Source organism: Paraburkholderia bannensis (assembly GCF_014200455.1).
GTDB classification, from domain to species: Bacteria; Pseudomonadota; Gammaproteobacteria; order Burkholderiales; family Burkholderiaceae; genus Paraburkholderia; species Paraburkholderia bannensis_A.
The window spans coordinates 182362-197302 of the sequence record NZ_JACHBW010000006.1 but is presented as its reverse complement, the minus strand read 5'-3'; the positions used below and the strand labels follow the sequence as shown (position 1 = coordinate 197302).

14 protein-coding genes are annotated in these 14941 nt (G+C 64.8%); 6 read left to right on the top strand and 8 right to left on the bottom strand.

The features are described 5' to 3' along the window. Positions 1–39 precede the first annotated feature (39 nt). The gene (locus F4827_RS12265) at positions 40–2187 is read right to left on the bottom strand and encodes a heavy metal translocating P-type ATPase (RefSeq protein WP_311673247.1); all 2148 of its coding nucleotides are present in this window, start codon (positions 2185–2187) and stop codon (positions 40–42) included. Between the two features lie 120 nt (positions 2188–2307). On the opposite strand from F4827_RS12265, the gene F4827_RS35215 reads away from it, so the two are divergent. Together F4827_RS35215 and cadR are read left to right on the top strand one after the other, a co-directional pair. After that, positions 2308–2634 carry a hypothetical protein gene (locus F4827_RS35215; RefSeq protein WP_260175175.1) on the top strand — a complete coding sequence of 109 codons (327 nt, stop codon included), beginning with the start codon at positions 2308–2310 and terminating at the stop codon, positions 2632–2634. Positions 2635–2672: 38 nt separating this feature from the next. Continuing rightward, positions 2673–3167 (top strand): Cd(II)/Pb(II)-responsive transcriptional regulator, encoded by a 495-nt coding sequence (cadR, locus tag F4827_RS12260; protein ID WP_183724199.1) that lies wholly within the window; start codon positions 2673–2675, stop codon positions 3165–3167. 70 nt (positions 3168–3237) lie between these two features. On the opposite strand, the gene F4827_RS12255 is transcribed toward cadR, so the two are convergent. After that, complete coding sequence (locus F4827_RS12255; RefSeq protein WP_183724198.1) at positions 3238–4698, bottom strand: M20 family metallopeptidase; 1461 nt, start codon at positions 4696–4698, stop codon at positions 3238–3240. Between the two features lie 225 nt (positions 4699–4923). On the opposite strand from F4827_RS12255, the gene F4827_RS12250 reads away from it, so the two are divergent. Continuing rightward, the gene (locus tag F4827_RS12250) at positions 4924–5244 is read left to right on the top strand and encodes a superinfection immunity protein (protein WP_183724197.1); all 321 of its coding nucleotides are present in this window, start codon (positions 4924–4926) and stop codon (positions 5242–5244) included. Between the two features lie 200 nt (positions 5245–5444). Continuing rightward, the gene (locus tag F4827_RS12245) at positions 5445–6077 is read left to right on the top strand and encodes a LysE family translocator (protein ID WP_183724196.1); all 633 of its coding nucleotides are present in this window, start codon (positions 5445–5447) and stop codon (positions 6075–6077) included. A 67-nt stretch (positions 6078–6144) separates the two neighbouring features. Here the strand turns inward: F4827_RS12245 and F4827_RS12240 are convergent, their stop codons facing one another. The 4 genes from F4827_RS12240 to F4827_RS12225 all read right to left on the bottom strand — a co-directional run bounded on the left by F4827_RS12240 (position 6145) and on the right by F4827_RS12225 (position 10156). Next, positions 6145–6417 (bottom strand): YodC family protein, encoded by a 273-nt coding sequence (locus F4827_RS12240; protein WP_183724195.1) that lies wholly within the window; start codon positions 6415–6417, stop codon positions 6145–6147. A gap of 638 nt (positions 6418–7055) precedes the next feature. Beyond that, positions 7056–7622 carry a carboxymuconolactone decarboxylase family protein gene (locus F4827_RS12235; RefSeq protein WP_183724194.1) on the bottom strand — a complete coding sequence of 189 codons (567 nt, stop codon included), beginning with the start codon at positions 7620–7622 and terminating at the stop codon, positions 7056–7058. A gap of 67 nt (positions 7623–7689) precedes the next feature. Further along, positions 7690–9042 carry an aspartate aminotransferase family protein gene (locus F4827_RS12230; protein ID WP_183724193.1) on the bottom strand — a complete coding sequence of 451 codons (1353 nt, stop codon included), beginning with the start codon at positions 9040–9042 and terminating at the stop codon, positions 7690–7692. Between the two features lie 70 nt (positions 9043–9112). After that, the gene (locus F4827_RS12225; protein ID WP_183724192.1) at positions 9113–10156 is read right to left on the bottom strand and encodes a C45 family peptidase; all 1044 of its coding nucleotides are present in this window, start codon (positions 10154–10156) and stop codon (positions 9113–9115) included. Positions 10157–10386: 230 nt separating this feature from the next. Between F4827_RS12225 and F4827_RS12220 the strand changes: the two genes are divergently transcribed. Next, positions 10387–11352 (top strand): ABC transporter ATP-binding protein, encoded by a 966-nt coding sequence (locus F4827_RS12220; RefSeq protein ID WP_183724191.1) that lies wholly within the window; start codon positions 10387–10389, stop codon positions 11350–11352. Beyond that, positions 11349–12110: an ABC transporter permease gene (locus tag F4827_RS12215; protein WP_183724190.1), complete on the top strand. Its 762-nt coding sequence runs from the start codon at positions 11349–11351 to the stop codon at positions 12108–12110. Before F4827_RS12220 ends, F4827_RS12215 begins: the two co-directional genes overlap by 4 nt. 84 nt (positions 12111–12194) lie before the next feature. Here the strand turns inward: F4827_RS12215 and F4827_RS12210 are convergent, their stop codons facing one another. After that, positions 12195–13055, bottom strand: coding sequence for a MurR/RpiR family transcriptional regulator (locus F4827_RS12210; RefSeq protein WP_183724189.1), 861 nt, complete (start codon positions 13053–13055; stop codon positions 12195–12197). A gap of 167 nt (positions 13056–13222) precedes the next feature. After that, positions 13223–14920, bottom strand: a complete 1698-nt coding sequence (locus F4827_RS12205) for a GMC family oxidoreductase (RefSeq protein WP_183724188.1) — start codon at positions 14918–14920, stop codon at positions 13223–13225. Positions 14921–14941 lie beyond the last annotated feature (21 nt).

Sequence of the window (14941 nt, the reverse complement as noted above, 5' to 3'; positions counted from 1 at the left end):
AAGCCTGAAAAAAGCGGGCCAGGAAGGCCCGCCGTGATCTCAACCCGCCAGCGCGACAGCCTGCCGATCGGCAAAATGCCGCCGCACCCGCAGCCCGTTGGCCACCACCAGCAGACTCGCCCCGACGTCCGCGAACACGGCCATCCAGAGCGTCGCCTCGCCCGCCAGCGCCAGCGCTAGGAACACCACTTTGATCCCCAGCGCGAGCGCGATGTTCTGTATCAGCACCGCCGAAACCTTGCGGCTCAGGCCGATGAACGCGGCGATCTTGCGCGGATCGTCGTCCATGATCGCGACGTCGGCGGTTTCGAGCGCCGTCGCCGTACCCGCCGCTCCCATGGCGAAACCGATGTCGGCGCGCGCCAGCGCGGGCGCGTCGTTCACACCGTCGCCGACCATCGCCGTCATGCCGCGCTGCGACGAGAGTTCGGCGATCGCGTCCTGCTTGTCCTGCGGCAGCAGGTTGCCGCGCGCGTCGTCGATGCCGAGCGAGCCGGCGATGGCGCGCGCGGTGGTCGGATTGTCGCCGGTCAGCATCACGGGCGTCACGCCGAGGCGTTTGAGCGCGCGCATGGCGGGCGCACTCTCGGGCCGCACCGCATCGGCGACCGCAAACAGCGCCACGGCTTCGCGCGAGGAACACAACACGATCGCCGTCTTGCCTGCCGCTTCGAGACGGGCAAGCTGAGTTTCGAGTTCGGGCGAGCACAGCCCCAGCGATTCCACCAGCCGATGGTTGCCCAGGTGCCAGGCCTCGCCGGCGATACGCCCTGTCACGCCCAGCCCGTTAAGCACCGCGAAGTCGTCCACTTTTTCCAGCGAAGCGCCTTCGTCCAGATCCCGCCAGCCCGCCACGATCGCGCGGGCGACCGGATGCGTGCTCGCATCGTCGAGACTGGCGGCCAGGCGCAGCGCCGCGGGCTTCGACAGGGTGTTCAGCGCGAGCACGTCGGTCAGTTGCGGCTTGCCGAGCGTGAGCGTGCCGGTCTTGTCGAGCGCCACAGCCTTGAGCAGACGACCGCGTTCGAGCCACACGCCGCCCTTCACGAGAATGCCGTTGCGCGCCGCCGCCGCGAGACCACTCACGACCGTGACCGGCGTTGCCACCACCAGCGCGCACGGGCAGGCGATCACGAGCAGCACGAGCGCCTTGTAGAGCCACGCGCTCCATGCGCCGCCCAACGCGAGCGCCCCCCCTACCGCGATCAGCACCGCGAACGCCACCACCGCAGGCGTGTAGTAGCGGGCGAACTGATCGACGAAACGCTGTGTCGGCGCGCGTTGCGCCTGTGCATCCTGCACCGCCGAAGCGATACGCGCGAGCGTGCTGTCGCGCGCGGTAGCGGTGACGGTCGCTTCGACCACGCCATCGACGACGATGCTGCCCGCGTAGAGCGCATCGCCTGCGCTCTTGTCGACGGGCAGGCTTTCGCCGGTGATGGACGCCTGATCGAGCGCCGCGCGGCCCGTACTCACCTGGGCATCGAGCGGCACGCGCTCGCCGGTACGCACGCGGATGCGCGCACCGACCACGACTGCGCCGACCGCACTGGTCCGCCATTCGCCTTGAGCGCCCCCCGCCGAAGCACCGGCGAACCAGACCTCGGCGGTTTCGGGGGCGAGCGCGGTCAGTGAACGGATTGCATGACGCGCACGCTCCAGCGACAGCGCCTCGATTTCCTCCGCCAGCGCGAACAGGAACACGACCATCGCCGCTTCCGGCCACTTGCCGATCGCAATCGCCCCGGCCACCGCCAGCGACATCAGGAAATAGATGTTGATGGTGAGGTTCTTGAGCGCGATCCAGCCTTTCTTGAGCGTCGGCAGGCCGGCGCACAGCAGCGAGACGGCGGCGCAGATCAGCACCGCAACGCCGCCCTCCTTGCCGGTGGTCCAGGCGAGCACTTCCGCCCCTGCGGCAGCAAGGCCGCTGGCCGCGAGCAGCAGTTTCTGGCGCATCGCGAGGCCCGGCGCAAACGCGGCTTCACCCGCGCTCGCATCATCGCCATCGGCCAGCACGCGCGGCGCCATATCGAGCGCGCGCAACGCGGATTCGAGCGGCTGGGCGTCTGCCAGCGTGTGATAGACGGTCAGTTCGCGCGCCAGCAGGTCGAAATCGAGGCGCGCAACGCCCTGCATGGGTTCGAGACGATTGCGGATCAGCCGCTCTTCGGTCGGGCAATCCATGTTCTCGATGCGGTAGCGCGCACGCTGGGTGCCTTCGGGCGCAGGTGCGGCTGGCCGGCTGCGATCAATCTGGGGCGTGGCGCCTTGACAGCACGATGCGCTGGCGTGGCCGGCGTGATCATGGCCGTCGTGATCGTCGGCATGACCGTGCTTATGTTTGTGCGCGTGATCCTCGGCGTGGCTGTGGCTGTGGCCGTGGCTGCACGCGTGGCCGTGTTCGCCGTGATCGTGTGCGTGCGCATGCCCGTGAACATGACCGGTATGGTCGTGCCCCGTTTCGATCTCATCGCGCGCCGTGACGGTCGCACCTGCGCCTGCTGCCGTGCCATGCTCATCGGCTCGCGCCCGCAGGCGCTGCGCGAAAACGCCCGGTGCGCCCCGCGACAAGAAAATCTGGACCATGGCCGATTTCTCCCAAAAGTGACAGAATCATTGAACAGCCTGTAGCCGCTACAGGGTCAAGCTTTATTTGGGGAATCGCAGCGATGAGAATCGGAGAACTGGCGCGTCACGCGCATTGCGACGTCGAGACGGTGCGCTTCTATGAGCGCGAGGGGTTGCTGGACGAACCCGCGCGCGAAACCAACGGTTATCGCAGCTACACGGTCGCGCACGCCGCGCAGCTCAATTTCATCCGTCACTGCCGCTCGCTCGGCATCGGCCTGTCGGACATCCGCATGTTGCGGCGTTATCAGGCCGATCCGGACCAGCCCTGCGACGAGGTGAACGCGCTGATCGACTGCCAGATCGCGCGCATCCACGAGCAGATCGAAACGATGCGCGTGCTGGAACAGCAGCTACGCACGTTGCGCGACAGCTGCAATGCGCGCCATAGCAGCGCGGAGTGCGGGATCATGAAAAATCTGGAGCGGCCCGTTGACGAGGAAAACTGCTCCTGTCATGCGGATCATGGAGAAGGTCAAGATCCGGTCGTGGAGGACTCGCCGCGTGAAGGAAGCGAACCACACTCCCATCGCTAGATCAGGCGGGCGCGGGCACACGCAAGGCGCGGCCCGCGCCGCGGCAAATTCAAACCGCTAGTCCATCAACTCAAGGCGCCGATGCAATCACTTCGGCGACCGTGGCCGTGAGCTTCTTCGCGTAAGGCACGTGCAGGAACTCATTCGGGCCGTGCGCATTCGACTTCGGACCGAGCACGCCGCACACCATGAACTGCGACTTCGGGAAGCCGGCCTGCAGGACGTTCATCAGCGGAATCGTGCCGCCCTGACCGAGATACGCGCAGTCCGCGCCGAAGTGGTTGCGCGAGGCCGTATCGAGCGCCTGCGAAAGCCACGGCGCGAGATCCGGCGCACTCCAGCCATTGGCCGCGCCAACGTCGGGCTTGAACGTAACGCGCGCGTTATAAGGCGGATCGACTTCGAGCAGCGCCTTGAGATCCGCCACGGCCTTGCCCGCATCCAGCAGAGGCGGCAGACGCAGCGAGAGCTTGAACGCCGTGCGCGGACGCAGCACATTGCCGGCATTCTCCAGCGCAGGCAGCCCGGCCGCGCCAGTCACGGACAGCGACGGCCGCCACGTGGAATCGAGCAGCGCCTGTTGTGGATCGGTGGTGGTCGGCAGCACGCGGCGGCCATCCAGACCGCACGCCCACGGCATGCTCTTCCAGACGTTCTCGCCGAGGATCTTCGCGGTGACTTCCGCTTCGGCCAGACGTCTGGGCGGAATCGGAATATGGAAGCCCTCCGGCAGCAGCGTACCCGTGCGCGCGTCTTCAAGCCGCTCGAACAGCTGACGCATCACACGGAAGCTCGACGGCGCGATACCGCCATACGACCCCGAGTGAATGCCCTCTTCGAGCACTTCCACTTCCAGATCGCCGGTCACCAGGCCGCGCAGCGACGTGGTGAGCCATAGCTGATCGTAGTTGCCCGCGCCCGAATCGAGGCAGACGACCAGCCCCACGCTCCCCAGCCGGTCGCGCAGCGCATCGACATAAGGCAGCAGATCGTAGCTGCCCGACTCCTCGCAGGTTTCGATCAGGCCGACGCAGCGCGGACGCTCGATGCCCTGGGCGTCGAGCGCCGCCAACGCCGTGACGCTCGCGTAGATCGCGTAGCCGTCGTCCGCGCCGCCGCGGCCATAGAGACGGCCGTCCTCGAATTTGGGCGTCCACGGACCGAGATCGTTGCGCCAGCCGTCGAACTCGGGCTGCTTGTCGAGGTGGCCGTAGAGCAGCACGGTATCGCTGCTGCCCGAGCGCGTGGCCGGCGCTTCGAAGAAGATCACCGGCGTGCGGCCGGGCAGACGCACCACTTCAAGCTTCAGACCGCGCACGGGCTGGGTTTCGGCCCATTTCGCGGCTTCCAGCACCACGCGCTCCAGATAGCCGTGCTGCGCCCAGTTGGCGTCGAAAGCGGGACTCTTCGCAGGCACCGCGATGTAGTCCGTGAGCGCCGGAACGATTTCGTCGTTCCATTTGCGCTCCACGAACGCGCGCAGTTCGTCGTGATCGAGTTGGCGGGTGGCCTCTGTCGTGTCTGAGCTCATGGTGTGGGGAGTCTTTGCCGGAAAAACCCCGATCATAGACCCGAACGCCCGTTCACCCAAAGCGTTGACGCCCACGTTGGCCATCCGGCCAGGTATTTGCGCGGTGCGATGCCGGCTCTCGTCAGACTTTTGCCATTCACTTGAGAGGCTATTCTTAACTCCAGGCGCGATCCGCGCGACAATGAGCCTTCGGGGGCGACGCCCTGTCGCGGAGGATTCATCATCATGGCGAGCCATTCCATAGTCGAGATCGTGGTCCTGCTGGCAGCGGTCATGCTGTATTTCCTGCCCGCGATGATCGCCGATCGCCGCAAGCGTCACGACCTGCTGATCATTGCCTTGTTCAATGCGGTAGTCGGCTGGACGGTGCTCGGCTGGTTCCTGGCGTTGTTCTGGTCCTTGCAGCCCAATCCGCCCAAGGACATCGGCGACAACGTGCAGAAGAAGAAAAAGATCATCGGCATGCAGTTGTTTTCGCGCCGCCTCGACGCCCGCGCCCAGGATCGCCAGTCGCGCAACACCGACCGTGAAGGATCCTCACGCTAAAGCCGCCTGCCGTGGGCAACGCACGGGCACGGCCCCTGGCCGAATAGCCAACGACGCACACATGGCCGGACGCTGGCTCGCCCGCCATGAAATAATTACGCAGCACACCGCCGATTTGCGAAAACCGCCGCTGCTCTGCCTGCCGCGCCGCGTCTTGCATCTCTTCCCGTCGCCTGACCCGCAGCACCACGGAGCCCGTCATGCCTCATGTCGCCCCGCTGTTCGCCTTTGCCGCCGTCTCACTCGGAATGGCGCTCACGCCCGGACCCAACATGATCTATCTGATCTCGCGCTCGATCTGCCAGGGGCGCAAGGCCGGCCTGATTTCGCTAGGCGGCGTCGCACTGGGCTTCGTTTTCTACATGCTGTGCGCGGCGTTCGGCATTACCGCGCTGCTGATGGCCGTGCCGTTCGCCTACGATGCGTTGCGTCTGGGCGGCGCGCTTTATCTCGCCTGGCTCGCATGGCAAACGCTCAAGCCGGGTGGCCGCTCTCCGTTCCAGGTGCGCGAATTGACGCCCGACCGTCCCGGCAAGCTGTTCCTGATGGGCTTCGTCACCAACCTGCTGAACCCGAAGGTCGCGATCCTCTATCTCTCGCTGCTGCCGCAATTCATCGATCCGAGCCAGGGCAGCGTGCTGGCGCAGTCCGTCGAACTGGGCACGGTGCAGATTCTGCTGTCGATCACGGTCAACGCCACGGCGGCGATCACGGCGGGTACGATCGCGTCGTTTCTAGTGGGCCGCCCGAAGTGGCTCGCGCTCCAGCGTTATCTGATGGGTACGGTGCTGGCCGGCCTCGCGGTGCGCATTGCCGCCGAAGGACAGCGCTAGATCGATCTGGCGGCCCTGACCATCTCGGCCGCTTTAAGCGCAGGACGGGCGCCGCGCAGGCGCCGGTTCACGCGCCCCGCAGGGGCATGCGCATCCTGACCAGGCCCGCCGAAATCAGGCGCGGCTCCATCTTGACCATCGCCTGCGCGAACATGTCCTGGCGCAGCTCGCCGGTTTCGTCGAACCACTGGCAGATCAGCCAATGGCCGCTCGCGAAGCCCACCGGCCCCGCGTACATCACCGTCATGCGCGGTCCGCCCGATTTGAGCGTGACCACGTCGCCAACACCCGCTTCGGCGCGATGCGGGCTTTCGGCGACCTCTTCGGTCGTATCAAGCATGGAATTCCCCGAGTAAAAAGCCTGTGCCTCGAATAGTCCCCGGAGCGGATCTGAAACCCGCCACTGCCGCAATTAGCTGCCGTTTCAATAATGTTATTGCGGCAGTTTCGAATAAGTCCGGCAAGACTAACAATGCGAATTAAATCTCGCAAGCGATTTTATTCCGGCTACGGGAAAGCCGTATTCCAGGTGCAGACACGATTTATCCAATTGTCCTACTCAACCGCCGCTATCCACGCTTTAGCGCGCAAGCCTGAGCCCCGCGCGGCGCAAACAGTCTTATTATTTAAAAAATCGACGGCAAAATGCCGCAACATTCAGGCAACCATCAATCGGCTCTAACGCATCAATACGGGCAGACAAAAATGGCATTAACCATATAGTTCAAAATCAGCGGCCTCGAAAATCATGCATGAAAACGTTTACTGACAGAAAACGTTCACACGTTTTATTTTTTACTCATTCGCTGATCAGATATCGATTTTCCGCGACCGACGCAATTAACCGACCGATGGGTAAATCAATGTACGGAAATATGGTCGTCACGCCAATGACAACAGCGCCCCATCCGGCCGTAACCGGATGGGGCGCTTGTTCACCCTACCCAGCGCAGCGCGCCAGATCAGGGGGAGACGCGCTTACTCGGGGAACGGCAAGGTCGTCTGGCCTTGCGCGCGCATGCCGAAGACGTTGAGCGTCATCGCGACCAGCGCGTAGTAACCCAGCAGACCGACCAGGTTGATGGTCGTCTCATGTCCGAAGCGTTCCACGGCAAGTGCGTAGGTGGCGTCCGAAACGCGCTTCGTATCGTAAAGCTCGGTGGCGAAAGCATGGATCAACGCGTCGTCGGCTTCCTCGAAAACCGGCTCGACACCCGTGCGGATCTGCTCGGCGAGCGCTTCGGGCACGCCCGCCTCGATGGCGATCGGATAGTGGATATACCACTCCGCCTGCGCCTGCCAGCGCTGCGCCGTCACGAGGATCGCCAGTTCGGACAGGCGCAGCGGCAGGCCCGTGCTGTAGCGGCAGAACGCGCCCAGGCGCTGGGCGTGCTGGGCAAGCTGGGGGCTATGGATCCAGCCGAGGAACGGGCCGTTCAGATTGCCGCGCGGACCAGACAGGATCTCATCGAGCACGGCCTTCTGCTCGGGCGTCGCGCTGGCTGCCTCGAAGGCCGGCAGGCGCGGGTGCTGGGGTTGCGTCATCGATTCGCTCCGGAGAAGTCGGGTGAAATCAGCTAAAGAGTCAAGAGGGCCAAGGGGGCAGGCGTGCTCAAGCGGCAGCCCTGGTCACGCCAGTTGCCTGCAGCGCCGCGCCAATCGCATCGGCAAGGCGAGCCTCGATCGTATCGATCTGTTGCGCCGTACAGATGAACGGCGGTGCGAGCAGGATGTGGTCGCCATTCTGCCCGTCCACGGTGCCCCCCATCGGATAGCACATCAGACCGCGCGCGAAGGCCTCGCGCTTGATCGCCGCGTGAAGCTTGAGCGACGGATCGAAGCTCGCCTTCGTCATACGGTCCTTGACCAGTTCCACGCCCACGAACAAGCCGCGCCCGCGCACGTCGCCCACATACGGATGCTCCGCGTAGCGCTCGCGCAGACGCGCCCGCAGTTGCTCGCCGCGCGCCTGGACATTGTCGAGCAGTTTGTCCCCGGCGATCACGTGCTGCACGGCGAGCGCCGCCGCGCAGGCCGTCGCGTGGCCGATATAGGTGTGGCCATGCTGGAAGTAGCCGCTGCCGCCCACGATGGTTTCATAAATACGCTGGCTCACCAGCGTCGCGCCGATCGGCTGATAGCCTGCGCCAAGGCCCTTGGCGATGGTCAGCAGGTCCGGCGCGACGCCGTCTTCCTCGCACGCGAACAGATAGCCGGTACGGCCCATGCCCGACATGATTTCGTCGAGGATCAGCAGCACGCCGTAGCGGTCGCACACCGCGCGGATCTTGCGGAAGTATTCGCGCACCGGCGGCACCGCGCCGGCCGTCGCGCCCACCACGGTTTCCGCCACGAAGGCCGCGACGTTTTCCGCGCCGAGTTCGAGGATCTTCCGTTCGAGTTCATCGGCCAGCCGCTGGGCGTAGGCCTCGTCGGTTTCGCCTGCGATGCGTTCGCGATAGGCATAGCACGGGCTCACGTGATGCGATTCGATCAGGATCGGCAGGAACGGCTCGCGACGCCAGGCATTGCCGCCAATCGCCAGCGCGCCCAGCGTGTTGCCGTGATAGCTCTGGCGGCGCGCGATGAAATGACGGCGCGAAAGCTCGCCCGTCTCGACGAAATACTGGCGCGCGAGTTTGAGCGCCGCCTCGATCGCCTCGGAACCGCCCGAGACGAAGTAGACGTGCTCAAGACCAGCCGGAGCGCGCTCGGCCAGGTAGTCGGCGAGCTGTTCCGAAGCCTCGGTCGTGAAGAACGAGGTGTGCGCATAAGGCAGCGCCTGAGCCTGCTGCTTGATTGCGTCGATCACGCGCTGGTTGCTGTGCCCCAGGCACGAGACGGCCGCGCCGCCGCTGGCGTCGATATAGCGCTTGCCGGTGGAATCGATGATCTCGATGCCCTCGCCCGCCACCGCGACGGGCAGCGTTTGCTTGGGCATGCGGTGGAATACTTTGCTGGACATGGTGGTTCTCGTTCTCGCTGAGAGCGGATATCTGGGTCGAAATTCGGAACGTGCGCGGGGCCTGCAATCCTCAGACCGTGCGCGGGATCGCCATCGCCAGCGTGCGCGCGCCGTCCTGCCAGACGTCGAAGTTCACGCCACCCGGCGCGATCCGCATGCAGGCGGTGGCGAGCGTGTTTTCGTCATCGGGATCGTGCGGATCGTCGCGGAAGATCGGCAGGCCGGCGCCGCCCCGGTCTTGCAGTGTGCGCACGAAGTCCGCGCCGTCGGGCTGAGCGCCGAGCGCTGGCAACAGATCGGCCAGACGTGCCTGACGGTCGCGCGACGAATCGGTGACGATCTGCGCCTCGCTGTCATGGCCGGCGTGAATCAGGTGATTGGCGTGGCCCGAAGGCGCACCCACTTCGACGATCGAGCTGCGCTGAACCGTGGCTTCCACGCTATAGATGCGCACTGCGCCCGTGGCGTCGATACCGCCCACGGTGTGGTGAAAGCCGCTCGCGCGCGGCGTGTCGCGCAGCAACGCGAGCGCGTCGTCGAGCGTCGCGGCGTCGAGCACGGCGCGCGCCAGGATCATGCGCGGCACCCCGGCGCGCGGCGCGCGAATGCGCACGTTGTTGATCGCCTGCGCCACACCCGCGCGGGACGCCGCGAAGGTATGCCCCGGCAGCGAGCCCGGATAGTAGAAGCTCACGAAGCCAGGCTTGCCCTCGGGCGCGACCTCGACCACTGCGCAACGGCCGCGCAGATACGGATCGCCATCTTCGTTATGCGCGATCAGGCCGCCAGCCACATCGCTGCGAACGGCTAGCGTCGTGCAGCCGTCGGGCGCGTTGTGGATCAGCTCGCCACGGCAGTTCCAGAGGAACAGGTCGTGCGCCGGCCAGCCGAGCGCCGCCGCCATCGCGTCCAGTTCGGCCACATAGGCTGGGAAATGCTGCCCGGCGGCCGCGCGCAACTGCTGCACGAAGGCATGGCCGCGCCAGCGGCTGACCGCCGCCCAGGCGCTGCTTTGCGCCATATAGGCGTCGAAAATGGGTCGGGCGAGTTCGCCGAGCTGCCGCCCGATCGCCTCGGGCGCGCCGCCCATCTGGATAGTGTTGAGTGCCTGCATCGTTTGACCCACCTGCGCGTCAGTACTTTCAGCCTGAAATAGCCGATGCGGGATTTATACGCTTCGCAACATATGTTGTCAAATAAAACGTGACTTACAACGAATGAATGGCACGCACGGAAAATATAGGCTGCGCGTACGTCAGCGCGCCGGCTGCACACCCGGCGCTCCGATGCCAGGTCCGATGCGAGGTTCGATGCCCTGCCCCCGATTCTGGTAATGTCACGCACATGCAAACGATCCTCTCCATCGAGAACCTCTCGAAAGTCTATGCATCGGGCTTCCGCGCGCTCTCGCGCGTCAACCTGGACATCGACCGCGGCGAAATTTTCGCGCTGCTCGGCCCCAATGGCGCCGGCAAAACCACCCTCATCAGCATCATCTGCGGCATCGTCAACGCGAGCGAAGGCCACGTGCGCGTGGCCGGTCACGATATCGTCACCGACTACCGCGCCGCGCGTTCGCTGATCGGCCTGGTGCCCCAGGAACTGACGACCGACGCCTTCGAAACCGTCTGGGCCACCGTCTCGTTCAGCCGCGGCCTGTTCGGCAAGCCGCCCAATCCCGCCTATGTCGAGCGCGTGCTGCGCGACCTCTCGCTCTGGGAGAAGCGCAACAACAAGATCCTGACGCTCTCGGGCGGCATGAAGCGCCGCGTGCTGATCGCCAAGGCGCTGGCGCACGAGCCGCAGGTGCTGTTTCTGGACGAACCGACTGCCGGCGTGGACGTGGAGTTGCGCCGCGACATGTGGGAACTCGTGCGCGGCCTCAAGGCGAGCGGCGTGACGATCATCCTCACGACCCATTACATCGACGAAGCCGAGGAGATGGCCGACCGCATCGGCGTCATCAACGCGGGTGAGATCATGCTGGTCGAGCGCAAGGACGTGCTCATGCGCAAGCTCGGTCGCAAGCAGTTGACGCTGCAGCTCGACGTCCCGCTGAGTGCGATTCCGCCCGCGCTCAGCGCCTGGAACCTGGAACTGGCCGATAACGGCACCGAACTCACCTACACCTACGACGCCGAAAACGAGCGCAACGACATCATCGCGCTGCTCAGGAGCCTGGGCGATGCGGGCATCGGCTTCACCGACCTGAAAACGAGCCAGAGCTCGCTGGAAGACATCTTTGTGAGCCTCGTCGGCAAAGACGCCGCGCTCGCGGACAACCGCAACGGACAGGTGAGCGCCCAATGAATATCCATGCGATCCGCGCGATCTACCGCTTCGAAATGGCGCGCACCCGACGCACACTGATGCAGAGCATCGTCGCGCCAGTGATTTCGACCTCGCTGTACTTCATCGTGTTCGGCTCGGCGATCGGCTCGCGCATCAAGGAAGTGAACGGCGTGAGCTACGGCGCGTTCATCGTGCCGGGGCTGATCATGTTGTCGCTGCTGTCGCAGAGCATTTCGAACGCGTCGTTCGGCATCTACTTTCCGCGCTTCACCGGCACGATCTACGAACTGCTGTCCGCGCCCGTGTCGTATTTCGAAATCGTCATCAGCTATGTGGGCGCGGCGGCCACCAAGTCGGTGCTGCTCGGGCTCATCATCCTGGCCACCGCCGCGCTGTTCGTGCCGATCCAGATCCAGCATCCGTTCTGGATGATCCTGTTCCTGCTGCTGACCGCCGTCACCTTCAGCCTGCTGGGCTTCATCATCGGTATCTGGGCCGATAACTTCGAAAAACTGCAGATCGTGCCGCTGCTCGTCATCACGCCGCTGACCTTCCTGGGCGGCAGTTTCTATTCGGTCGACATGCTGCCGCCCGCGTGGAAAGTGATTACGCTGTTCAACCCGATCGTCTATCTCATCAGCGGATTCCGCTGGAGCTTCTACGGCCTCGCCGATGTGGCCGTGGGCGTGAGTCTGGGCATGACGGCGGCGTTTCTCGCGCTGTTCCTCGGGATTACCGCGTGGATCTTCAAGACCGGCTACCGGCTGAAGAACTGACGATCTTCACGGCATCCATGTAAAAACGGGACGCGGCATCACAGCCGCGTCCCGTTTTTATTCAGGCCTGGGAAAGGCGCACGATTACGGCACGTACGCGCCGCGCACGTTGAGCGAGCGCTCGGCCTCTTCCAGTTGCGCCACCGCTCCCGAGCCTTCGAGCGCCAGCAGATGCGCGACCAGCGATTCGGCCAGCGCCGTCGCCGCGACGAGCGAGGGGAAAAAGGATGGGCTTTCGTGCGTGAAGATCAGCACTTTCTCGGCGTTGAGCGCGATGGGCGACACCGCGCTATCCGTAATCGCGATCAGCTTGCTGCCTCTTTCGAGCGCCGCTTCGGCCACGCGTACCGCCTCGACCGAATACGGCGCGAAGCTCACCACGATGGTTGCGCTATCGCGTTCGATGCCGAGCAACTGCATTTCGAGCGTACCGGCCTCGCCGCCGAGCAGCGACACCGCCGGCCTGAACAGGCGGTATCCGTACACCAGACCAAACGCCACCGCATAACACGAACGAAAGCCCGCCACCTGCACATGGCGGGCTTTTTTCAGCACGCGCGCGGCTTCCACCATGGCACGCGCGTTGTGCGCGGAACTCGCTTCGAGATTGTGTTGCTGCGCGGTGAGCAGATCGCGGGCGAGCGCATCCTTGGCGCTGCCGGCAACCAGCGAGCGCGCGCGGCTCGACAATGGCTCCGGCCGCGTACGTACGCGCGCGACAAACAGATCGCGCAATTCGTTCCAGCCCGGAAAGCCGAGCTGCTGCGACAGCCGCACGAGCGACGCGGGCTGCACCTGGGCGCGCTCAGCCACCTTGCGCATCGACGACACCGCGACTTCGTCGGGATGGTCGAGCAGGAAGGCAGCGCCGGTCTGGAATTGCGGGCTGAGTTCGGCGAATCGTGCGCGGATCAATGCGGCAAGCTGGTCGAAACTTTCAGGCATTTGAGGCATCTCGGGGGGCAATGAGGCCGATGGGGTCAACGGGGCCAATGGGGCCAGACGGTGAGCGACAACAAATGTTACCACCGGTGTTGCGGTGTGTTGCAACAATTCGCCATCTCCCCAGCACGCCACCCCAGCGCCCCCCCGCGATGCTTCATTTTCGCGCGCTAAACAAGCGATTGCGCCGAAACCTCGTGCGTGCCCTTTATCGTCCGATGCGACGTCCCATCGCCGCTATCCCGATCTTCGAGAATCAACTCGGCGGCGCGATAACCGAGCATCATCGCCGGGCCGTTCGTATTGCCCGACGGCAGCGTGGGCATGGACGAACAATCCACCACGCGCAAGCCATGCAGCCCGTGCACGCGCAGGCGCGAGTCGAGCACGGCATCGCCGGGCGCGCCCATCCGGCATGTTCCGGTTGCATGCACACCCGGACTCACCAGCCATTTGAGCGCCTCGAAGATTTCTTCGTCGCTCTGATGCTGCGCGCCAGGCACCACCTCGCGAACGATATAGGGTGCGAGCGCGGGTTGCGCCGCGAACTCGCGCATGAGTCGCAACATCTCGACCAGCAGCGTGCGGTCCTCGGGATCGCCCCACCAGTTGGCATCGACCAGCACCGGTTGCGTGATGTCGGCAGACTGGATCGCCACGCTGCCGCGACTTTTGGGCCGCAGATAGTAGCCGTTGAGCGTGAGACCCGGCTGATCCTCCAGCGCGCCGCGCCCCGGATCGGCCTTGATTTCCTCGCTCGATCGCATTGAAAACGGCCCAATGCCAAACTGCACGTCGGGCCAATGCGGCGCCGAGCGCATCGATACCAATGCCGTCAATTCCGGCGATGTATACGCCATCAAACCGGTGCGGGTCGTGTAGTACTGCAGCACATGGCGCATCAGCCGCCAGCCGTGGAATTCGCGATTGAAGCCCGCATCGTTGCGCATGCGAAACGAGATCGAGAACATCGCGTGATCGGCGAGATGGCGGCCCACGGCAGGCATATCCTTCACCACGGCGACGCCCGCTTTCGCCAGCACATCGGCGGGACCGACGCCCGATAGCTGCAACAGCTTGGGGCTTTGCAGCACGCCCGCGCAGAGAATCACTTCGCGCCGCGCCCGCGCGAACTGCGCCGTCTCGCCCACACGGTAGTGCACGCCCGCTGCGCGCTCACCCTCGAAGGCGATGCGCTCGGCCAGCGCGCCGGTCTTCACCACGAGATTGCTGCGGCCCATCGCGGGCTTGAGAAACGCGCGGTACGCCGAGGCGCGTCGGCCACGCCGATCCACCGTTGCCTGCGTATAGCCGATGCCCTGCGTATCAGGCGTATTGATATCGTCGAGCACGGGCAGCCCCATCTGCCGGCCCGCTTCGCGCGCCGCGCGGATCACCGGCGAGCGGAACGGCAGCTCCGTTATCTGCAGCGGCCCGTTGCGTCCGCGCGAACGATGCCCGTGGCGATAGCGATAGCTTTCCATTTCGGTGAAGCAGCGTTCGACTTCGCTCCACGACCATTCGTGCAGGCCCATGTCGCGCCAGGCGTCGTAGTCCGCGGGCATGCCGCGCAGATACCACGTGCCGTTGGTCGAACTCGATCCGCCCAGGCCGCGGCCATAGACCCAGGTTTCATTCGCAGGACGATCCTTCTGCGCCTTCACGGGAAACTGCCAGAAGTATTGCGGATTGCCCCACATTTTCATGAACGCGCGCGGCATGCGCACGAGTTCGGACTCGTTGTCGCCGCCGGCTTCGAGCAGCAGCACGCGGCTCTTGCCGTCGCGCGTGAGCCGGTCGGCGAGCACGCTGCCCGACGACCCCGCGCCCACGATTACATAGTCATACGTATCATCTACGTTGCTCATCGATACTCCTGCATGTCGTTT